The organism is Amycolatopsis sp. NPDC004625 (assembly GCF_040609695.1).
GTDB lineage: Bacteria > Actinomycetota > Actinomycetes > Mycobacteriales > Pseudonocardiaceae > Amycolatopsis.
This window is the reverse complement of record NZ_JBEXKX010000070.1, coordinates 17,171-36,146: the sequence shown is the minus strand read 5'-3', so window position 1 is coordinate 36,146 and position 18,976 is coordinate 17,171. Positions and strand designations below refer to the sequence as shown.

The following is an 18,976-nucleotide window of genomic DNA, read 5'->3' as shown; positions in this document are numbered from 1 at the left end:
GCCCCCCCCGCGCCGCCCGCGGCTTTTTTGTGTTTCGGCGTTTTAGAACGCGCCTTACCACTCACGACCAGCCGCGGCAGACCACTCACGGCCCGGGTCAGACCTCCGCGTGCTGCCCGGGCTCCAGCAGGACGAGGCGGTCGCCCAGGCCCGCCGCATCGAATGCCTCCCGCAGCGTGTCCGGGCCCTCGCTGAAGTGCCCCCAGCCCCGGAAGTGCAGCGGGACCACCTTCGCCGCCCCCAGCACCTGCGCCGCCTCGACGGCGTCCGCGCTGGTCAGCGTCAGGGGTGCGCCGTCGAACAGCGCCGTCCGGGCCGCGCCCGCGAACAGCACCGCGATGTCCACCCGGAACCGCGCCGCGATCTCGCGCACCAGGTCGACCGACGCGTTGTCCCCGCTCACGTACACCGTCGGCACCCCGTCGCCGGTCAGCACGAACCCCGTCACGTCCCCGGTGAGCCGAGCCGCTCCGGTGGGCCCGTGCAGCGCCGGAACCGCCGTGACGGTCAGCGCGCCCACCTGCGCCGGCTCCCACGGCTCCAGACCCCGGGCCGTCCCGCCGAGGCGTGCCGCGCCGCTGGGCGTGACGAGCGTCAGCGGCACCGTCGCGAGGTACGCGCGGCCGCGGTCGTCCAGGTTGTCCGGGTGCTGGTCGTGGGACAGCAGCACCGCGTCCACCACCCCGGCCGCCTCTTCGGTCAGCACCGACTCCTCGGTCTTGACCAGCACGCGCTCGCCGATCGGGTGGTCGCCGGGCGGGTCGAACGTCGGGTCGGTGAGCAGCCGGACGCCGCCCAGCTCCAGGAGGGCGGTCGGGCCGCCGGAGAACGTGATGCCCACAGTCATACCGGGGCCAACAGCGGGGCAGGCGGATCCGTTCCCTCAGGGCGCCGACGGCCGCCGCGAGCTGATCACGCCCGTGTTGAACCCCGCCAGGTGCAGCCCGCCGGCAAACCGCGCGTGCTCGATCTTGACGCACCGGTTCATCACGACGTCCAGCCCGGCGTCCCGCGCCCGGTCGGCCACCGGCTCGTGCCACAACCCGAGTTGCAGCCACAACGTCCGCGCGCCGGCGTCGATGACCTCCTCGGCGACCTGCGGCAGGTCGTCGTGCCTGCGGAACACGCTGACCAGGTCGGGCGAGCCCGGGACGTCCTTCAGCGACGCGTACACCGGCTTCCCGAACAACGTGTCCAATCGCGGGTTGACGAAGTTGACCTCGTACCGCGTCGACGAGAGCAGGTACGTCGCCACGAAGTAGCTCGGCCGCGCCGGGTTGGCCGACGCGCCGACCAGCGTCACCGACTTCGTCCGGTTCAGGATCGCGCGCCGCTCGACGGCGCTCACGTCGTGCGTCACCCGGCCACCGCCTTGCCCAGCGCCTGGTCGAGGTCCCAGAGGATGTCTTCGACGTCCTCCAGCCCGACCGAAAGCCGGATCAGGTCCGGCCCGACCCCCGCGGCCGCGAGCTGCGCCTCCGACAGCTGCGCGTGCGTGGTCGACGCCGGGTGGATGACGAGCGTCCGCGCGTCCCCGACGTTCGCCAGGTGCGACAGCAGCTCCACCGATTCGACGAACTTCTCGCCCGCCGCGCGGCCGCCGTCGATGCCGAAGGAGAACACCGCACCCGGCCCGGCCGGCAGGTACCGCCGGGCCAGCTCGTGGTGCGGGTGCGACGGCAGCCCGGCGTAGGACACCCAAGCCACCCGCGGGTCCGCGGCCAGGTACTCGGCGACCGCGCGGGCGTTCGCGACGTGCGCGTCCATCCGCTGCGGGAGCGTCTCGACGCCCTGCAGCAGCAGGAACGCCGAGTGCGGCGACAGGACCGCGCCGATGTCCCGCAACTGCTCGGCGCGCAGCCGGGTGCAGAACGCGTACTCGCCGAAGTTCTCCCAGTACCGCAGGCCGCCGTAGCTGTCGACGGTCTCGGTCATCCGCGGGAACTTGCCGGTGCCCCAGTCGAACTTCCCGGACTCGACGACGATGCCGCCGAGCGTCGTCCCGTGGCCGCCGAGGAACTTCGTCGCCGAGTGCAGCACGATGTCGGCGCCGTGCTCGATCGGGCGGCACAGGTACGGCGTCGCCAGCGTCGCGTCGACGACCAGCGGGATGTCGTGGGCGTGCGCGAGGTCCGCCAGCGCGGCGAGGTCGGCGATGCCGCCGCCGGGGTTGCCGATGACCTCGGTGTAGAGCAGCCGCGTCCGGTCGGTGATCGCGGCGGCGTAGTCGTCGATGCCCCCGCTGACGAAGGTCGTCTCGACGCCGAAGCGCCGCAGCGTGCCGGTGAGCTGCGTGACGGTGCCGCCGTAGAGGCCGCTCGCGGACACGATGTGGTCGCCGGCCTCGGTGAGCGCGCTGAAGGTCAGGAACTCCGCGGCCTGCCCGCTGGCGGTCGCGACCCCGCCGATGGCGCCTTCGAGGCTGGCGATCCGCTCTTCGAAGGCGGCCACGGTCGGGTTCCCGATGCGGCTGTAGATGTTGCCGTACTTCTGCAGCGCGAACAGGTTCGCCGCGTCGGCCGCATCCTCGAAGACGAAGCTCGTGGTCTGGTAGATCGGCACGGCCCGCGCGCCGGTGGCCGGATCGGGGGTGCCGCCCGCGTGCAGGGCGCGGGTGCGGAAGCCCCAGCTGCGTTCACTCATCGCAGCCCACGGTAACCGCAGCATCCCCCGGATGACACGCCCTCCCGGGCCGTGGGCGCGGTTACGCTCCACCCCGTGACAGTGCGCTGGAGCGTGACGATCGACTGCGCGGAGCCTCGCGTGCTGGCCCGGTTCTGGGCGGTGGCCCTCGGCTACATCGAACGCCCGCCCCCGTCGGGGTTCGCGAGCTGGGAAGCGTGGTTCACCCAGCACCGCGTCCCCGAGGCGGAATGGGACGACGGCGCGTACCTGACCGATCCGGAAGGCGTCCTGCCGGGCCTGAGCTTCCTCAAGGTGCCCGAGGGCAAGGTCGCGAAGAACCGTCTCCACCTGGACGTCCAGGCCGGCGGCGGCCGCGAGGTGCCCTGGGACACGCGCTGGGAGCGGGTCGTCGAAGCGGTCGCCCGGCTCACCGCCGCGGGCGCGACGGTGCTGCGGCAGGACGAGCTGGACGGCCGGCCCGACCACTTCGTGATGGCCGATCCCGAGGGCAACGAGTTCTGCGTGCTGTGAATCAACTCCGCCACGGCAGCACCCGCCCGAACCGGATCAGCTCGCCGTAGGTCGCCGGGTCGGCGTCGGCGAACACCACGTCGAGGACCTTCCGCGCCGCTTCGTCCGGCGTCTGGGCCTGGCTGAAGTCGCTGAACCACGGCCGGGACGCCCGCGTGTCCACCAGGCCCGGGCAGACCGCCGCCACCAGGGTGCCGTTCGCGAGGTCGGCGTCCCGGCGCTCGGCCGCCACCGCGCGCACCGCGGCGACCTGCGCCACCTTCGACGGCACGTTGATCCACTCCGGCCAGCCCTGTGCGGCGGCGGTGCCGTCGTGGATCGCCGCCCGCCAGTCCTCGACCGCCTTCTCGACGTCGTCCAGCGAGACGCCGTCGAAGCGCGGCCGCAGCGGCTCGGGCAGGTGGCCCAGGGTGCCCAGCGAACTCGCCACGACCAGCAGCCGGCCGCCCGGCCGCAGCACCGGCCCGAACGACCGCAGCACCGCGTGGGTGCCGCCGTTCGCGACGTCGAGGAACACGTCGGCCTGCTCCGCCTGCGGGCGATCGGGGTCCAGCGGGCCGATGGCGTTCGAAATCACGATGTCGGCCGGCTCGGCGAAGCGGGCGACGGCGGCCGCGTCGGAGACGTCGAGGACGCGGCCTTCGACGCGGCTGCGCGTTGCCGGATCGGCGGCGACGGCGGCCGCAGCGGAAGCCACGCGCCCGGCGTCGCGGCCGGTGAGCAGGACGAGGTCTTCGGGAGCGAGGCGGGCGGCGAGCCCGCGGACGAGGGCGAACCCGAGGCCCTGGTTGGCCCCGGTCACCACGGCGGTGCGTGTCATACCGGCCACGCTAGGAGCACCCAAGCCATGCGAAAAGCGAGAATCCGGCATTCCTGGTATGCGTGAACGTCATGGACTTCGGTGACGTCTCCCTGGTCGCCCTGCGCGTGTTCCGCGAGGTCGCCGAACGCGGCACCCTCACCGCGGCCGCCGCCGCGCTCGGCTACACGCAGTCCGCGGTGTCGCGGCAGATCGCGTCCCTCGAACGGGTGGCCCGGACACCCGTGCTGGAGAGACGGCCCGACGGCGTCCGCCTCACCGCCGCCGGCACCATCGTGCTGCGGCGCGCCATCGCCGTGCTCGGCGAGATCGACGCCGCCGGGCGCGAGCTGGCCGGGCTGCCCGCCGACGCCGGGACGGTCCGCCTCGGCTGGTTCCCCAGCGCGGGCGCGGTGCTGGTGCCCCGCGCGGTCGCCGAACTGCGGCGCACGCACCCGGGCGTCGGCGTCGTCACCCGGGAGGGCACGACGCCGGTCCTCGTCCGGGCCCTGCGCGCGGGCACGATCGACCTCGCCGTCCTCGGCTCCGTCCCGCCGTTCCGGCCACCGGACGCCGAAACGCCGGCGCTGCACCTGGAGACGCTCGCCGAGCGCAGCCTCTGCCTCGCGGTGCCCGCGGGCCACCCGCTGGCCGGCGCCGGCCCGGTCGACGTCGCGGACCTGCGCGGGCAGCGCTGGATCGCCGGGCCGTCGGCGGGGGAGGACACGCTGATGGGCGTGTGGCCGGGGCTGGACGAACGGCCCGAGATCGCCCACACGGCCCGCGACTGGCTGGCCAAGCTGAACCTCGTCGCCGCCGGCTGCGGGCTGACGACGTTGCCGGCTTCGCTGGCCGACGCCGTCCCGCCCGGGGTGCGGGTGGTGGCGGTGCACGGCGGCCCGTCGGAACGGCGGCGGGTGGTGCTCGCGCGGCTGCCCGGACCGCTGACCGAACCCGCGGCGCTGCTGGCCGACGTCCTGCGCCGCACCGCGGCCGGATGACGCGGATCACGCGCATTCCGGTCACATCGGCGCCCGCCGCGGGGTCTACTGCTACGACCCCCGGCGGAAGGAACAGGACACAGTGGACGCGCTGACCGAGCGGTTCGAGCAGGAGCGGCCGCGGCTGCGCGCGGTCGCCTACCGGATGCTGGGTTCGGCGGCCGAAGCCGACGACGCCGTCCAGGAGGCGTGGCTGCGGCTGCACCGCACCGGCGACGGCGAGATCGACAACGTCCCCGCCTGGCTGACGACCGTGGTCGCCCGGATCTGCCTGTCCCTGCTGCGCACGCGCCGCAACCACCGCGAAGAGCCGCTGGACGGGCAGCCCGAGCCCGACGACGACCGCCGCGACCCGGGCCAGGAGGCCGAGCTCTCCGACACGGTCGGGCTGGCGCTGCTGGTGGTCCTCGACGCGCTCGGCCCGGCCGAGCGGGTCGCCTTCGTGCTGCACGACATGTTCGCGGTGCCGTTCGACGAGATCGCGCCGGTGATCGGCAAGACCCCGGCCGCCACCCGGCAGCTGGCCAGCCGCGCCCGCCGCCGGGTCAAGGGCGGCGAGGCGGCGGACGCCGACCTGCCCCGGCGCCGGAAGGTCGTCGAAGCCTTCCTGGCGGCGTCGCGCGGCGGCGACTTCGAAGCGCTGCTGGCCCTGCTCGACCCGGACGTGGTGCTGCACGCCGACCGGTTCGTCGGCCCGAGCCCGGCGCCGATCGAGCTGCGCGGTGTCGAGAGCGTCCGCCGCGGCGCGATCCTGGCGTCCGAGCGGGCCCGCGCGAGCGAACTCGCCCTGGTCGACGGCGCGCCCGGCCTGCTCATGGTGCGCGAGGGGCGGCTGGCGGTGGTCCTGGCGTTCCGGGTCGGCGGCGACCGGATCACCGGCATCGAGGTCATCGCCGACCCCGAGCGGCTCGCCGCGCTGGAGCTGGCGGTCCTTTAGCCCAAGGCGGCGCGCAGGCGTGCTTCGCGCTCTGAGGGCGTCTGACGCGGACAGCTCACGCACTTCGGGTTGCCGGCTTCGTAGATCAGGCAGCACGAAGCACGCCGTACGGCGGGGGCGCGTCCGACGCGCACGAAGCGCGGCTTCGGCAGGCCCAGGTCGATGGCCTCGACCAAGGGCCCGGCGAGCGTCATCGCCCGTTCGGGATCGGGCGTCCACAGCAGCCGGTTGCCGATCGAATCGGTCGCGATCGCCCCGAGCGCCCGCTCCCGGGCCCCGCTGACGGCCGCGATGATCGTGATCGCGGTCCCGAGAGCCTTGGTGAACGCGGCGCCCAGCTCGCGGAGGCCCCCGTCGAGCGGGCGGGTGGACCGGGCGCCGAGGAACCGCCCGTCGGCGACGAGGTCGAGCTCCAGGGCGTCCAGCGACGGGTCTACCAGCGTCCCGGCCACCAGGCCTTCCACCGCCGGGGCCACGAGGACCGACGACAGCGAGTACCACCAGATCGTCCCGAGCACCTCGGGCCGCGCACAGCCGTACAGCTTGGCCGCGCCGCCGATGCGGGCCCGCACCCACCCGGCGTCCGCGAGCCGGGTCGCGGACGCGGTCCAGTCGGGCTTCACCCGTCCATTCTCCGCCGGTAGGCCGACACCGTGAACGAGACCGTCACCACTTGCGGCTCGCTCAGCGCGTCCAGGCGCTCCCGGCGGCCGTCGCGGTCCAGGTGGAACCCGGCGGGACCCATCTCGACGGCCTGGCGCACCTGCCGCGGCGTCAGCTCCACCTCGCGCCGGACCTGCGTGCGGTCCGTGCGCGTGAAGTACTCGCCGAGGGTGGCGTCGAGGCGCTCGTCCTTGCGCTCGTCGACGGCCAGGACCAGGTCGCCCAGCTCGCGCAGGTGGTCCGGGGCCGGCGCGGCGACGACCAGCAGGCCACCGGGCCGCAGCACGCGGTGGAACTCCGGCCCGTTGCGCGGCGCGAAGACGTTCAGCACGACCGACGCCACGCCGTCGCCCACCGGCCACGGCTCCCAGAGGTTCCACACCGCCGCGCCCAGCCGCGGGTGGGCGCGCGCCGCCCGCCGCAGCGCGACCGCCGAGACGTCCAGCGCGAGGCCGTACGCCTCCGATGCCTCCAGCACACGCGCGAGGTAGTACCCGGTGCCCGCGCCCGCGTCGACGACGAGGCCGTCGGCGGCCGCGCAGACGCGGGCCAGCTCGTCGGCCAGGGGCTCGTAGGCGCCCGACGCGAGGAAGTCCGCGCGGGCCGCGACCATGGGCGCGGTGTCCGCCGTCCCGGCCGGGATTCGCGCGTGCAACAGGTTCACGTAACCCTGGCGAGCTAGATCGAAAGAGTGGCGGTTCCCGCAACGCAGCGTGCGTCCCGCTGCGCCGATCGGGTCACCGCACACCGAACACCGCAGTGCCGCGACGACCGGGGGTGGCAGTGGGTCATTCCCGTGGTCGGCCGGTGTCATGGGGATATTCGACCACGACGTTTCGCAACCGGACACCCGAGGCGGGGGTCCGGGAAACCTGGCCGTAACAACCCGGCGCGGACAGTTCACGCGGGTGAAACCTCGCGCGCCGCCCGGTGAAACACCGCGCGCCAAAACTGCCAACGCACGAACCCAGGGCACGGGAGGACGATTGTGCTGAACGCAGGAGACACCGCGTGGGTACTGGCCAGCGCCGCGCTGGTCATGCTCATGACCCCAGGACTGGCGTTCTTCTATGGCGGCATGGTCCGCGCGAAGAGCGTCCTGAACATGCTGATGATGAACTTCATCGCGCTGGCCGTGGTGGGGGTGCTGTGGGCCCTGTACGGCTTCTCGATGTCCTTCGGCGACGACGCGTTCGGAGGCTTCCTCGGTAACTTCCACTTCGCCGGCCTCGAGAACACCTTCGGCAAGCTCGCCGGGTTCGCGGTCGCCGCGACCGACACCTCGCCGGCGGTCGCCTGGCCCGGCTCGGACGGGCTGCCCGTCCTCGCCTTCGTGATGTTCCAGCTGATGTTCGCGATCATCACGCCCGCGCTGATCTCCGGCGCCATCGCCGACCGCGCGAAGTTCTGGGGCTGGACGCTGTTCGTCGTCATCTGGGTGACGGTCGTGTACTTCCCGGTCGCGCACTGGGTGTTCTCCTTCAACGGCTTCATCGGCGAGAACGCCGTCGGCGGCTGGATCGCCAACAACCTCAAGGCACTCGACTTCGCCGGTGGCACCGCGGTCCACATCAACGCCGGTGCCGCGGGCCTGGCGCTGGCGATCGTGCTCGGCAAGCGCAAGGGCTGGCCGAAGGACACCGGCCGTCCGCACAACGTGCCGTTCGTGCTGCTCGGCGCGTCCCTGCTGTGGTTCGGCTGGTACGGCTTCAACGCCGGTTCGGCGCTGGCTGCCAACGACCTCGCCGCCGTCGCGTTCACCAACACCACCGTCGCCACCGCCGCCGCGGTCCTGGGCTGGCTGCTGGTCGAGCAGCTCAAGTTCGGCAAGCCGACCACCCTCGGCGCGGCCTCCGGCGCGGTCGCCGGCCTGGTCGCCATCACCCCGGCGTGTGGTTTCGTCAGCCCGATCGGGGCCATCGCGATCGGCCTGATCGCCGGTGCCGTCTGCGCGCTGGCCATCTCGCTCAAGTTCAAGTTCGGCTTCGACGACTCGCTCGACGTCGTGGGCGTCCACCTGGTCGGCGGCATCGTCGGCACGCTGCTGATCGGCTTCTTCGGCACCACCAGCGTCAACTCGCTCGGCGCGGACGGCCTGTTCTACGGCGGCGGGTTCACCCAGCTGGGGCGTCAGGCGGCGGCCGCCGGTGCGGTGCTCGCGTACTCGTTCGTGCTGTCCTTCATCATCGGCTTCGCGATCAAGAAGGCGGGCGGCTTCCGCGTCAGCACCGAGGACGAGGTCATGGGCATCGACGAAGCGCAGCACGCGGAAAGCGCGTACGACTTCACCGGGTTGACGGGCTCCGGCCTCGGCCAGTCGTCGGCCGTCCCGGTCAAGCCCGCCGCCACCGCGAAACTCGAGGAGAGCAAGGCATGAAGCTCATCACGGCGATTGTCAAGCCGTTCACGCTCGACGACGTCCGCTCCGCGCTGGAGCAGCTGGGCGTGCTGGGCATGACGGTCAGCGAGGTCCAGGGTTACGGCCGGCAGAAGGGCCACACCGAGGTCTACCGCGGCGCCGAGTACTCGGTGGACTTCGTGGCCAAGCTGAAGATCGAGGTCGTCACCGACGACACCAACGTGGAGAAGGTGCTCGACGCCATCACCACGGCCGCGCACACCGGCAAGATCGGTGACGGCAAGGTGTGGGTGACCCCGGTGGAGACGGTGATCCGGGTACGGACCGGCGAGCGCGGCACGGACGCGCTCTAGGGCGTCCGGGATGGCCGACGGGGGCGAACTGGTCAAGGCCACCGAGCGGTTGCTCGAGGGCAGGCACGGGAGGCTGGGGGCGTCCGCACTGCGGGCGGCCCTGGTCGACCTCTACGAGTTCTGGCTGAGCAGGGGAGCCTCGGCGGCCGGCGTCGACACCGCGGAACCGGGTGTCGCGCTGGTCGCCGTGGGCGGGCTCGGCCGGCGGGAGCTGGTGCCGTTCTCCGATCTCGACCTGCTGCTGGTGCACAACGGCAACAGCGGCGTCGGCGAGATCGCGGACGCGCTCTGGTACCCCTTGTGGGACGCGAAAGTCGGGCTGGACCACTCGGTCCGTACGCCCGGCGAAGCGCTGAAGGTCGCTTCGGAGGACCTGCGCGTGGCCATGGGCCTGCTCGACGCCCGGCACCTCGCCGGGGACGCCGAGCTGAGCGGCCGGCTGGTTTCGGCGGCGCGCGAGCAGTGGCGCCGCACCGCGCGCAAGCAGATCCCGGACATGACGGCGTCGGTCCGGCAGCGCTGGGCCCGCAGCGGCGAAATCGCGCAGTCCGCCGAACCGGACCTCAAGCACGGCCGGGGCGGCCTGCGGGACTTCGCCGTCCTGGAGGCCCTCGCCGCGGCGCAGCTCACCGCCCGGCCGGGCGAGGAACTCCTGGAAGCCAAGGGGCTCCTGCTCGACGTCCGCACCGAGCTGCGGCGCGAAATCCGGCGTGAGCGGGACGTCCTGTCCGCACCGGAGGCCGAGCTGGTCGCCGCCGAACTGGGTTTCGGCGACCGCTTCACGTTGGCCCGCAAGCTTTCCGGCGCGGGCCGCACGATCGCGTACGCGGTGGACGTCGCCCTGCGGTCCACTGTGGAGCCACCGCGGACGCGCTTCGGGCGGCGCCCCTCGCGGACGCCGCTCGCGGAAAACGTGGTGCTGCACGGGAACGAGGTCGCCCTGGCCCGCGACGCCGTCCCGGCGAAGGACCCGGCGCTGCTGCTGCGGGTCGCCGCGGCGTCGGCGCGCACGGGCAAGCCGATCGCGCTCGGCACGCTCAAGGCCCTGGCCGAGTCGGCACCGGAGCTGCGCGCGCCGTGGCCGGCCGAGGCGCTGAACGCGCTGGTGGAGCTGCTGGGTGCGGGCGAGGGCCTGGTCGACGCGGTCGAATCGCTCGACCGGACCGGCCTGTGGTCCCGGCTGTTCCCGGAGTGGGGCGCGGTCCGCGACCTGCCGCCGCGTTCGCCGGTGCACCAGTGGACGGTCGACCGCCACCTGGTCCGCACCTGCGTCGAGGCGGCCAAGCTGACGACCACGGTGTCGCGCCCGGACCTGCTGCTGATCGGCGCCCTGCTGCACGACATCGGCAAGGGCCGCGACGCGGACCATTCGGAGCTGGGCGCGAAGATTTCGGCGCAGGTGGCGACCCGCCTCGGCCTTTCGGCGGCCGACGTCGGCACGGTGTCGGCCGTGGTCCGCCACCACCTCCTGCTGGCCCACACGGCAACCCGGCGCGACATCAGCGAGCCGGCCACGGTGGCCCGCGTGGTGAAGACCCTGGACAGCGACGTCGTCCTGGTGGAGCTGCTGCACGCGCTGACCCAGGCTGATTCCCTGGCCACCGGACCGGGCGTCTGGACGGACTGGAAGGCCCGCCTCCTGGCGGAGCTGGTCTCGGGCTGCGAGGAAGTGTTGCGCGGCAAGGGTTTCACGGCCCCCTCACCGATGGACGACGAACAACGCGAGCTCGTCGCCTCGGCAGCGGCATCGGGCAACGGCGAGATCCGCATCAGCGCGCACGGCAAGGTGGTGACGGTCCTGCTGGCGGTCCCACCCCGAGCGGAGCTCCTGGCCCCGGCGGCGGGCGTGCTGGCGTTGAATTCCCTGGAGGTCCATTCAGCGGTCCTGCGCGCCCACGACGGCGGCCGGGCGGGGCTGTTCACGGCATCCCCGAAGTTCGGATCCCTCCCGGACGCGACATTGCTGCGCGAGCAGTTCGCCCGAGCAGTGGCGGGAACATTGCCATTGACCCAGCGCCTGGCGGCGAAGGAGCGGGACTACGGGACACCATCGGCTTCGGTGGCCCCGAAGGTGCTCTGGTTTGACGACGAGACATCGGGCCCGGACACGGTGGTACTGGAGCTGCGCGCGGCGGACCGCATCGGGCTGTTGTTCCGGGTGGCGGGAGCATTGCGCCGCTGCGACGCGGAGGTCCGCTGGGCAAAGGCGTCGACATTGGGAGGCGCGGTGGTGGACTCGTTCGCGGTGACGCCAAGGAGCGGCAGGATCGAGCCAGGCTGGCGTCGCGAGGTGGAGCAGGCCGTCCTGGCGGCGGCTTCCTAGGCGGTTGCGGTGCCGTCGACCACCTGGTTGCGGCCCGCGTCCTTGGCTCGGTACAGGGCCTTGTCCGCGGCCTGCAGCAAGCGGTCGACGGCCGTTCCGCCGTCCGGGTACGTGGCTACGCCGATCGAGGCCGACAGGTTCGCGATCATCCGGACGTCGACGCCGTCCTCGTACTCGACCTTCAGCGCCTCGATCGCCGAGCGGATGCGCTCGGCCACCGCCAGGACCGCCGCCGGGCCGATGTCCGGGAGCAGGACCACGAACTCTTCGCCGCCGAAACGGCCGACCGAGTCGTAGTCGCGGACCGCGCTCTTGATCGTGGCCGCGACCGCGCGCAGGACCGTGTCGCCCGCCAGGTGGCCGTGCTGGTCGTTGATCAGCTTGAAGTGGTCCAGGTCGATCATCAGGACGCCGAACGTGCTTCGCGTGCTGCGCTGCGCCCTGGCCAGCTCGCGTGAGGCGAGCAGGTGCCAGCCGGTCGTGTTGAACAGGCCCGTCTTCTCGTCGGTCGTCGCGGCGATCTCCAGCTGCTTGATCAGCACCGCCCGGTGCAGCACCAGCAGCGGCGGCACGATCGCCACGGCGAGCGCGGGCAGCGTCGCCAGCGTCAACGCCGTCAGCATGCCCAGGCAGAGCGTCGCGACCTCGAGGAGGTTGTCGCCGAGGCCGCCGAAGAACGCCTTGATCGAGCGGGTCGTGATGGTCAGCGCCGGGATGATCGTGATCGCCGCGACCAGGAAGTACGTCACCGCAGCGAGGGCGATCGCGGTGACGCCGCGCCAGCCCGCCGTCAGCGCGGCCGACATGTCCCCGATCCCTAACCGCGCGAGCACGAAGTCGGCGGAGTAGCAGGTCACGATGACCAGCGTCGCGTTGAGGGCGATCCGGAACGGCGGGACGCGCTTGATCCGCGCCAGGCTGCGGGTCCCGAGGTGCACGTACAGGACGACGACGAGCGCGGCCCCGAGCGCCGGCGGCAGGAGCAGCACGCCGGCGAACGTCCAGACCGACGTCAGGTTGATGTGCGGGGTGTCCGAAACCAGCCGCCGGACGCGCTCGACCTGCCGGCCCAGCTCCGCCTGCAGCACCCCGAGCCCGGCGAGCACGCCGAAGACGGCAACGTCCCAGCCCCGCACGGGCACCGCGACGGCGGTCCAGACGGTGGCGACGAGCGCGACCGACTCGACGAGGAAGCAGTAGAAGATCAGCGACCGCCGCTGCCGCCAAAGCGTCCAGAGAGCAGGGTTCAGCGCCCCTCGGATCCGGGCCGGGTGGCGTTCGGCCGGACGGGCGCCGTCCATACTCAAGGCGGTGCAACTCCCCTGGGGGTGATCCGACGATCCGCATCCACCCCACCACACCGGGCGGCCGCGATCGACGATTGCCACACGTTCGGAGCAGTGAAGGGAGGCCGCCGCCATGCGCAACCGCGAGTCCTGAGCCGTCGCGAGCCCCGTGTCACCGCGTCCGAGAGGAGTGCTGTCGTGCGCAATCGCGAGTCCTGAGCTGCAGCCCTTGTCCGCACGCCCGGAAAGGAGAGCCACCGTGCGCAACCGCGAGTCCTGAACCGCTGCAGTCCCTGTCACCGCGTCCGGGAGGAGAGCGCTGTGCGCAACCGCGAGTCTTGAGCCCTGCGTCCGTCGCCCCTGCGACCGGGAGGAGAGCGCCGTGCGCAACCGCGAGTCCTGAACCGCCGCATCCCCGTCCCTTGCGTCCGGAAGGAGAGCCGCCATGCGCAACCGTGAGTCGTGAACGGTCGCCGCGTCCGGGTGGGCCGCTCAGGCGGTCGCGCCGCCGTCGACCACCAGGTCGTGCCCCACGGTGAACGCCGCCTCGTCCGAAGCCAGCCACAGCACCGCGGCGGCCACTTCGGCCGTGGCGCCCACCCGGCCCAGCGGGATCGCGTCCTTCAGCCGCGCGGCGCGGTCCCCGTCCGTCTCGCCGGGGCGCCGGGACATGTCCGTGTCGGTCGCGCCCGGGCTGACCGCGTTGATGCGGACCCCGTCGCCGATGTGGTCGCGCGCCGCCGTCCTGGTCAGCGCGCTCACCGCGGCCTTCGACGCCGCGTAGGCCGCCATGTTCGGCAGCCTGCCGTGCGCGCCGATGTTCGACGCCATGTTGACGATCGCGCCGCCGCCGTGCGCCCGCATGTGCGCGACCTCGTGCTTCAGGCACAGCCACGTCCCGGTGACGTTCGTGGCCAGCACCGCGCCGAAGTCGTCCTCACCGAGGTCCGCGACCGGCGCCGGCGACCCGAGGATGCCCGCGTTGTTGAACGCGACGTCGAGCCGGCCGTGCCGCGCGACGACCGTCTCGACCATCCGCGAGACGTCCCCGGAGTCGGTCACGTCGACGGTCACCGCGCTCGCGTCGCCGCCGATTTCCGCCACCGCCGCCGCGAGCCGCCGCTCGTCCCGCCCCGCGACGACCACTGCCGCGCCTTCGGCCGCGAACGCCCGCGCCGTCGCCCGTCCGATCCCGGAGCCGCCGCCCGTCACGAGGACGACCCTGCCCGCGAAACGTGCCCCCATCGTGTACTCCTTATCTAGTCTGAACGTTCTTGAATAAGCAGGCGCATGGCCTGCGAGACGGCGGCGTGCACCCGGCTCGCCGCGTCGGTGCCCTTGCCCAGGACGCGCAACCCCTGCAGCACGGTGAGCAGGAACCGCGCCAGCGTCGCCGGGTCGCTTCCGTCGGGGAGTTCACCCTCGGCTCGCGCGCGTTCCAAGGCCATGGTGAGGGCGACCTCGAGGGTGTCCCAGCTGCGTTCCACGAGCCGGGCGACGTCGGGGTCGTGGGGGAGCAGCTCGATCGCCGCGTTGACCACGAAGCAGCCCATCCTCGCCTCGTCGCTGAGGATTTCCGCGACGTAGCCGTCGAAGAGCCGGCGCACCGCGGCCACGCCGGAACCCGGCTCGGACAACTGCGCCACCACTCGCGCGTCGGCCTGTTCGGCGTAGCGCTTCAACGCCGTGACGTAGAGGTCGTGCTTTGTGCCGAAGGTGGCGTACAGGCTGGCCTTGGCGACGCCGAGGTGTGCGACGAGATCGCTGACCGACGTCGCCTCGTACCCCTGACTGCGGAAGAGCGTGAGGGCGCCTTCGCACGCTTCGCCGACGTCGAACTCCTTGACCCGGGACATGATCGAAACCCTACTGCCATCGAGAACGCTCGGTCAAATATGTGAGCGGCGGTGTGTCGGATCCGGTGACGCCGCGTGCGGTGGCACTATGACTCCTCTGACCGGCCCGAGAGGTGATCGATGCAAGATCGGCTGACGCTGCCGCCGACGGTTGTCGCCACCCACCTGCGCACCTGCGCCGAGGAACTCGCCGCCGGCCTGCGTTGCGGCGGACCGGGTGCCACGACGGGCGAACTCACCGACGTCGTCGCTCAGCTGGTGGCCGGCCAGGAGGCCATCTCCCACGCACTCGCCGGCCTCGCCGCCCGCGTCGAAGGCGGATCGGCCGCGCTCGCCGCGGCCCCGCCGCTGGACGTCGAAGTGGTCACCGAGGTGCTCCGCGCGGCGGCCATCGCCTCCCGCTGTTCCGCGGAGGCGCTCGACGAGGTCACGCCGTCCTTCGAATGTGTGAGCGAATCCGTCTCGCCTGACACCCGTTTGTAGCTGTCGATCCGCGCAGGTGGCTGTCTAGCCTGGGAGCTGCGGAGGTGGTGCGCATGCGTGCGGTGTGGACAGGCACGATCGGCTTCGGCAGTTACGCCGTTCCGGTGAAGGCGTACAGCGCCACCGAAGAGCGCGAGCTCCCGCTGCACCAGGTGCACGAAGCCGACGGCGGCCGCGTGCGGGTCAAGCGGGTCTGCGAGGTCGACGGCGCCGAGGTACCGCCCGAAGAGATGGTCCGCGGCTACCCGGTCCCCGGCGGCGACGTCGTCCTGCTGTCCGACCACGAGCTGGCGTCGCTCCCGATGCCGGGCCGCACGATCGCCATCCGCGGGTTCGCCCCGCTCGCCGACGTCGACCCGATCTGGTTCGCGAAGAGCTACTACCTCGAACCCGAGCCGGCGGGCACGAAGCCGTACGTGCTGTTCAGCGAGGCCCTCCAGCAGTCGGGCCGGATCGCGCTGGTCACGGTGGCGCTGCGCCGCCGCGAGACGCTCGGCGCGCTGCGCGTGCGCGACCAGGTCATCGTGCTCGAGACGATGCGGTGGCCGGACGAGGTGCGCGAGCCCGACTTCCCCTTCCGGCACGCGGACGTCGACATCCGCCCCGGCGAGCTGCGGCGCGCGGTGAACCTGGTCGAGGAGCTGACGGGTGAATTCGACCCCGGCCGCTACCCCGACCGTTACCGCGAAGCGTTCCAGGCGTTGGTCCAGGCGAAGATCGACGGCGCCGAGGTCGTCCAGCCGACGGCCGCGGAGCAGACCGAGGGCGTCACGCGCCTGCTGGCAGCGTTGCAGGAAACCGCCGCCGAAGCGGAGGGCGCGCGCAACGCGGCCGTCGCGAAGGCCAAGGCGGCAGCGACGAGGGCGGCGAAGGCGCGTACGACGGCGAAGCGAGCCGCGACGCGCAGAAGCACGAAGACGACCGGCTGAGTATTACTACCCACGGGTAATTGAGGGTTCTCGCACTCAACTCGCCGCTCCCGGCGCGGCAGACTTTGTCCTGCCGGCGGGTACCGGACCACCGGCCAGGAAGGAAGTCCGGACGGCCCCTGGGGAGGTGAGCCGTCCGGGCACCAGGGTTCCGGGGCGGGCCGGAGGAGGAGCAGCCCGTTCCGGAACCCGCCTCGCACCGCGGGGGAGGCGGTGTGGGCAAGGGGGTGTCCGAAGGCTGCCGTGGAGGGATCGAGGGGTCTCCACGGCAGCTTTCAGGCGTCCGCACCCCGGGTAGTGCTCGGTCGGGGCAGCTGCCGCCCGGTCGGCTCCGAGCCCGGGCAGGTGGCGGGGAGCCCGCTGCCGCCGGGTCAGCCCCGAGCCCAGGAGGGGCGCGACCAGCCCGGCCAACCCGGGTGGGTGACCCCTGCTGCCGCGCGGTCCGGTGCACCCGGCCGGCACCCGGCCTCGGCGGGATCCCTCAGGCGTCCGCGACCCGGATGAGCAGGTCGGCCGCCAGCCTGAGCAGCTGCCGCTCGGTGGGCGACAGCGTCGACTCGAGCGTCGCCGCCAGCCACCGTTCGCGTTGGATGCTGTACCGGCGCAGCACCGCCAGCCCCTCCGAGGTGATGCTGATCCGCGAACGGCGCCGGTCGTCCGGATCCGGCACCCGGTCAACCCACTCCCGCAACGTCAGCGACGCCAGGATCCGGGTGAGCGACTGCGGCTGCAGCCGTTCCGCCTCGGCCAGCTCGGTCGGCGTCTGCGTGCCCGCGCGGTAGAGCCGGCTCAGCACCGCGAGCACCGCCGGCCCGGGGATGTGGTGGTCCGCCTCGGAGCGCATCCGCCAGTTCAGCCGCCCCACGCCTTCGCGCACCCGCCGGGACAGGTCGGCGAGTTCGGCGTCCGCGTGGACCGTGTCGGGCTGCATGGCCCCAGGTTAGAGGGTTCCCCGGACGAGCCGGGCATAACGCCCGCCGCGCGTCAGCAGGTCTTCGTGTGTTCCCCGTTCGGCGATCCTCCCTTCGTGCAGCACCACGATCTGGTCCGCGTGTTCCACAGTGGACAGCCGGTGCGCGATCGTCAGCGTCGTGCGGCCCGCCGCGAGCCGGTCGAGCTCGGCCTGCACCGAGCGTTCGGTGCGGGTGTCGAGCGCGCTGGTCGCCTCGTCCAGGATGAGCACCGGCGGGTTGCGCAGCAGGATCCGGGCGATCGCCATCCGCTGCTTCTCGCCGCCGGAGAACCGGTAGCCGCGCTGGCCGACGACCGTGTCGTACCCCTCGGGCAGGCCGGCCAGGGTGTCGTGGATGTGCGCGGCCTTCGCCGCCCGCTCGATCTCGTCGTCCGTCGCGTCCGGCTTGGCGAAGCGCAGGTTCTCCCGCACGGTGTCGTGGAAGAGGTAGGTCTCCTGCGACACCAGCCCGACACCGGCCGCGAGCGACGCCAGCGTGACGTCCCGGACGTCGGTGCCGTCGATCGTCACCGAACCGCTGCTCACCTCGTACAGCCGCGCGACGAGGTAGGCGAGCGTCGTCTTGCCCGAGCCGGTCGAGCCGACCAGCGCCGTCGTGGTCCCGGCCGGCACGTCGAGGTCGATCTCGTGCAGGGTCGGCGGGCCGTCCGCGTCGTAGCGGAACGAAACGCCGCGCATCGAGACGTCTCCGCGCCGCACCTGCAGCTCGCGCGCACCGGGCTTGTCCGCGATCTCCACCGGCAGGTCCAGCACCTCGAAGATGCGGCCGAACAGTGCCTTCGACGTCGCCACGTTCTGCCCGATCGACTGCATCGCGCTCGCCGGTGCGACCAGCCGGTTGAGCATGCTGGTGAACGCCACCACGGTGCCGAGCGAGATCGGCGACGCGCCGCCGGCCAGCGCCAGCCCGGCGATCCAGTACACCAGCGCCGGGATCACGGTCAGGCTCATCGCCCGGGACGCCGTCTGCCAGCGGCCGGCCAGCGCGGCCGCCCGTTCCAGCGACGCGATCTCCCGGGACTCCGCCCCGAAGCGCTCGCGCATCGCCCGTTCGTTGCCCATCGTCTTGGCGAGCAGCACCCCGGTGACCGACAGGGACTCCTCGACCATCGTCGTCAACCGGGCCATCCTCCGGGTGCGGCCGCGGGCCAGGTTCCGCCGTTTCTTGCCCAGCCGCAGCGTGAACAGCAGGAACAGCGGCACGACGATCAGCGAAAGGGCCGCGAGCTGCCAGTCGAGCAGGATCAGCGCGGTGGCGATGGCGATCGTCGTGGTCGCGTTCTGCACCATCGACCCGGCCGTCGTGGTGATGACGTTGTCGACCCCGCCGATGTCGTTGAAGACCCGCGAGAGCACTTCGCCGCTCTTCGTCCGCGTGAAGAAGCCGAGCGACATCCGCTGCAGGTGGCCGTAGACCGAGACGCGCAGCTCGTTCATGACCCGTTGCCCGATGGTGTTGGACAGGCCGGTGGTGGCGACGCCGAGCGAGCCGCTGCCGACCGAGCAGACGATCATCCCGGCCGCCAGCAGGCTGATCAGCAGGGTGTCCCGGTGCGGCAGGGCGTCGTCGAGGATCTCGCGCAGCAGGAACGGCGAGACGACGCCGAGGCCGGCCTGCACGACGATCAGCGCGAACAGCGCGCCGAGGGGCCCGCGGTGCGGGCGGAACAGCCCGGCGATCCGCCGCAGCGGCACGGGCTCGTCGATGTCTGCGGCCGGTTCGCGCAGGACGGGGACTGAGGTCATGCACCTATGTTTACCAAAATTCGGTCCGCGCACCACCGATTTTCGGCATCCCACCCGAAAGTGCGTCGAACGGTAGTTAACGCACGCGTACTACTGGGCGCACACCCGCGGA

The 18,976-nt window shown here is 72.5% G+C and carries 19 protein-coding genes; 8 read left to right on the top strand and 11 right to left on the bottom strand.

Annotation, left to right across the window (positions count from 1 at the left end; genetic code table 11):
• Window positions 1-97: 97 nt before the first annotated feature.
• The 3 genes from ABZW17_RS42635 to ABZW17_RS42625 are packed head-to-tail and all read right to left on the bottom strand — an operon-like array spanning window position 98 to window position 2,643.
• Window positions 98-847: an MBL fold metallo-hydrolase gene (locus tag ABZW17_RS42635; RefSeq protein ID WP_354827378.1), complete on the bottom strand. Its 750-nt coding sequence runs from the start codon at window positions 845-847 to the stop codon at window positions 98-100.
• A gap of 36 nt (window positions 848-883) precedes the next feature.
• Complete coding sequence (locus ABZW17_RS42630; protein WP_354827375.1) at window positions 884-1,360, bottom strand: CoA-binding protein; 477 nt, start codon at window positions 1,358-1,360, stop codon at window positions 884-886.
• Window positions 1,357-2,643, bottom strand: coding sequence for an O-acetylhomoserine aminocarboxypropyltransferase/cysteine synthase family protein (locus ABZW17_RS42625; RefSeq protein ID WP_354827372.1), 1,287 nt, complete (start codon window positions 2,641-2,643; stop codon window positions 1,357-1,359). The genes ABZW17_RS42630 and ABZW17_RS42625 overlap by 4 nt, the downstream gene beginning before the upstream one ends.
• 75 nt (window positions 2,644-2,718) lie before the next feature.
• On the opposite strand from ABZW17_RS42625, the gene ABZW17_RS42620 reads away from it, so the two are divergent.
• The gene (locus ABZW17_RS42620; protein ID WP_354827370.1) at window positions 2,719-3,156 is read left to right on the top strand and encodes a VOC family protein; all 438 of its coding nucleotides are present in this window, start codon (window positions 2,719-2,721) and stop codon (window positions 3,154-3,156) included.
• Window position 3,157: 1 nt separating this feature from the next.
• Here ABZW17_RS42620 and ABZW17_RS42615 read toward each other — a convergent pair whose 3' ends face one another.
• On the bottom strand, window positions 3,158-3,976 hold the full coding sequence (locus ABZW17_RS42615) for an SDR family NAD(P)-dependent oxidoreductase (RefSeq protein ID WP_354827368.1): 819 nt from the start codon (window positions 3,974-3,976) through the stop codon (window positions 3,158-3,160).
• A gap of 71 nt (window positions 3,977-4,047) precedes the next feature.
• On the opposite strand from ABZW17_RS42615, the gene ABZW17_RS42610 reads away from it, so the two are divergent.
• Entirely contained in the window at window positions 4,048-4,956 is a 909-nt protein-coding gene (locus tag ABZW17_RS42610; RefSeq protein WP_354827383.1) for a LysR family transcriptional regulator, read from the top strand.
• Between the two features lie 82 nt (window positions 4,957-5,038).
• Window positions 5,039-5,893, top strand: a complete 855-nt coding sequence (locus ABZW17_RS42605) for a sigma-70 family RNA polymerase sigma factor (protein WP_354827365.1) — start codon at window positions 5,039-5,041, stop codon at window positions 5,891-5,893.
• Here ABZW17_RS42605 and ABZW17_RS42600 read toward each other — a convergent pair.
• Both ABZW17_RS42600 and ABZW17_RS42595 read right to left on the bottom strand, forming a co-directional pair.
• Complete coding sequence (locus ABZW17_RS42600) at window positions 5,890-6,516, bottom strand: (2Fe-2S)-binding protein (RefSeq protein WP_354827362.1); 627 nt, start codon at window positions 6,514-6,516, stop codon at window positions 5,890-5,892. The genes ABZW17_RS42605 and ABZW17_RS42600 overlap by 4 nt on opposite strands.
• Window positions 6,513-7,370 carry a putative RNA methyltransferase gene (locus tag ABZW17_RS42595; protein ID WP_354827360.1) on the bottom strand — a complete coding sequence of 286 codons (858 nt, stop codon included), beginning with the start codon at window positions 7,368-7,370 and terminating at the stop codon, window positions 6,513-6,515. The genes ABZW17_RS42600 and ABZW17_RS42595 overlap by 4 nt, the downstream gene beginning before the upstream one ends.
• 174 nt (window positions 7,371-7,544) lie before the next feature.
• Between ABZW17_RS42595 and ABZW17_RS42590 the strand changes: the two genes are divergently transcribed.
• Genes ABZW17_RS42590 through ABZW17_RS42580 form a run of 3 tightly spaced genes read left to right on the top strand, consistent with a single transcriptional unit; the run spans window position 7,545 to window position 11,591 of the window.
• Window positions 7,545-8,933, top strand: coding sequence for an ammonium transporter (locus tag ABZW17_RS42590; RefSeq protein ID WP_354827357.1), 1,389 nt, complete (start codon window positions 7,545-7,547; stop codon window positions 8,931-8,933).
• Window positions 8,930-9,268: a P-II family nitrogen regulator gene (locus ABZW17_RS42585; protein ID WP_003103060.1), complete on the top strand. Its 339-nt coding sequence runs from the start codon at window positions 8,930-8,932 to the stop codon at window positions 9,266-9,268. The genes ABZW17_RS42590 and ABZW17_RS42585 overlap by 4 nt, the downstream gene beginning before the upstream one ends.
• A gap of 10 nt (window positions 9,269-9,278) precedes the next feature.
• Complete coding sequence (locus ABZW17_RS42580; protein WP_354827354.1) at window positions 9,279-11,591, top strand: [protein-PII] uridylyltransferase; 2,313 nt, start codon at window positions 9,279-9,281, stop codon at window positions 11,589-11,591.
• On the opposite strand, the gene ABZW17_RS42575 is transcribed toward ABZW17_RS42580, so the two are convergent.
• The 3 genes from ABZW17_RS42575 to ABZW17_RS42565 form a co-directional block, all read right to left on the bottom strand.
• On the bottom strand, window positions 11,588-12,892 hold the full coding sequence (locus tag ABZW17_RS42575) for a GGDEF domain-containing protein (RefSeq protein ID WP_354827351.1): 1,305 nt from the start codon (window positions 12,890-12,892) through the stop codon (window positions 11,588-11,590). The two genes, ABZW17_RS42580 and ABZW17_RS42575, sit on opposite strands and share 4 nt — an antisense overlap.
• A gap of 477 nt (window positions 12,893-13,369) precedes the next feature.
• Window positions 13,370-14,122 (bottom strand): glucose 1-dehydrogenase, encoded by a 753-nt coding sequence (locus tag ABZW17_RS42570; RefSeq protein ID WP_354827349.1) that lies wholly within the window; start codon window positions 14,120-14,122, stop codon window positions 13,370-13,372.
• A gap of 14 nt (window positions 14,123-14,136) precedes the next feature.
• A complete protein-coding gene (locus tag ABZW17_RS42565) occupies window positions 14,137-14,733 on the bottom strand; it encodes a TetR/AcrR family transcriptional regulator (protein ID WP_354827346.1) in 597 nt (198 codons plus the stop codon).
• Between the two features lie 120 nt (window positions 14,734-14,853).
• Here ABZW17_RS42565 and ABZW17_RS42560 point away from each other — a divergent pair, with 120 nt between their 5' ends.
• Together ABZW17_RS42560 and ABZW17_RS42555 are read left to right on the top strand one after the other, a co-directional pair.
• Window positions 14,854-15,216 carry a hypothetical protein gene (locus ABZW17_RS42560; RefSeq protein ID WP_003103080.1) on the top strand — a complete coding sequence of 121 codons (363 nt, stop codon included), beginning with the start codon at window positions 14,854-14,856 and terminating at the stop codon, window positions 15,214-15,216.
• Between the two features lie 53 nt (window positions 15,217-15,269).
• Window positions 15,270-16,145, top strand: a complete 876-nt coding sequence (locus tag ABZW17_RS42555; RefSeq protein ID WP_354827343.1) for a Ku protein — start codon at window positions 15,270-15,272, stop codon at window positions 16,143-16,145.
• 481 nt (window positions 16,146-16,626) lie between these two features.
• Here the strand turns inward: ABZW17_RS42555 and ABZW17_RS42550 are convergent, their stop codons facing one another.
• Both ABZW17_RS42550 and ABZW17_RS42545 read right to left on the bottom strand, forming a co-directional pair.
• A complete protein-coding gene (locus ABZW17_RS42550) occupies window positions 16,627-17,076 on the bottom strand; it encodes a MarR family transcriptional regulator (protein WP_354827341.1) in 450 nt (149 codons plus the stop codon).
• Between the two features lie 9 nt (window positions 17,077-17,085).
• Window positions 17,086-18,864, bottom strand: coding sequence for an ABC transporter ATP-binding protein (locus ABZW17_RS42545; RefSeq protein WP_354827339.1), 1,779 nt, complete (start codon window positions 18,862-18,864; stop codon window positions 17,086-17,088).
• Between the last annotated feature and the right edge of the window lie 112 nt (window positions 18,865-18,976).

Excerpts from the sequence above, each read along its gene's own strand:
- ABZW17_RS42610 (WP_354827383.1), top strand. The coding sequence starts at position 4,048 with ATGGACTTCGGTGACGTCTCCCTGGTCGCCCTGCGCGTGTTCCGCGAG.
- ABZW17_RS42565 (WP_354827346.1), bottom strand. The coding sequence starts at position 14,733 with ATGTCCCGGGTCAAGGAGTTCGACGTCGGCGAAGCGTGCGAAGGCGCC.
- ABZW17_RS42580 (WP_354827354.1), top strand. The coding sequence starts at position 9,279 with ATGGCCGACGGGGGCGAACTGGTCAAGGCCACCGAGCGGTTGCTCGAG.
- ABZW17_RS42550 (WP_354827341.1), bottom strand. The coding sequence starts at position 17,076 with ATGCAGCCCGACACGGTCCACGCGGACGCCGAACTCGCCGACCTGTCC.
- ABZW17_RS42575 (WP_354827351.1), bottom strand. The coding sequence starts at position 12,892 with ATGGACGGCGCCCGTCCGGCCGAACGCCACCCGGCCCGGATCCGAGGG.
- ABZW17_RS42555 (WP_354827343.1), top strand. The coding sequence starts at position 15,270 with ATGCGTGCGGTGTGGACAGGCACGATCGGCTTCGGCAGTTACGCCGTT.
- ABZW17_RS42625 (WP_354827372.1), bottom strand. The coding sequence starts at position 2,643 with ATGAGTGAACGCAGCTGGGGCTTCCGCACCCGCGCCCTGCACGCGGGC.
- ABZW17_RS42545 (WP_354827339.1), bottom strand. The coding sequence starts at position 18,864 with ATGACCTCAGTCCCCGTCCTGCGCGAACCGGCCGCAGACATCGACGAG.
- ABZW17_RS42585 (WP_003103060.1), top strand. The coding sequence starts at position 8,930 with ATGAAGCTCATCACGGCGATTGTCAAGCCGTTCACGCTCGACGACGTC.
- ABZW17_RS42595 (WP_354827360.1), bottom strand. The coding sequence starts at position 7,370 with ATGACACCGGCCGACCACGGGAATGACCCACTGCCACCCCCGGTCGTC.
- ABZW17_RS42635 (WP_354827378.1), bottom strand. The coding sequence starts at position 847 with ATGACTGTGGGCATCACGTTCTCCGGCGGCCCGACCGCCCTCCTGGAG.
- ABZW17_RS42615 (WP_354827368.1), bottom strand. The coding sequence starts at position 3,976 with ATGACACGCACCGCCGTGGTGACCGGGGCCAACCAGGGCCTCGGGTTC.
- ABZW17_RS42560 (WP_003103080.1), top strand. The coding sequence starts at position 14,854 with ATGCAAGATCGGCTGACGCTGCCGCCGACGGTTGTCGCCACCCACCTG.
- ABZW17_RS42570 (WP_354827349.1), bottom strand. The coding sequence starts at position 14,122 with ATGGGGGCACGTTTCGCGGGCAGGGTCGTCCTCGTGACGGGCGGCGGC.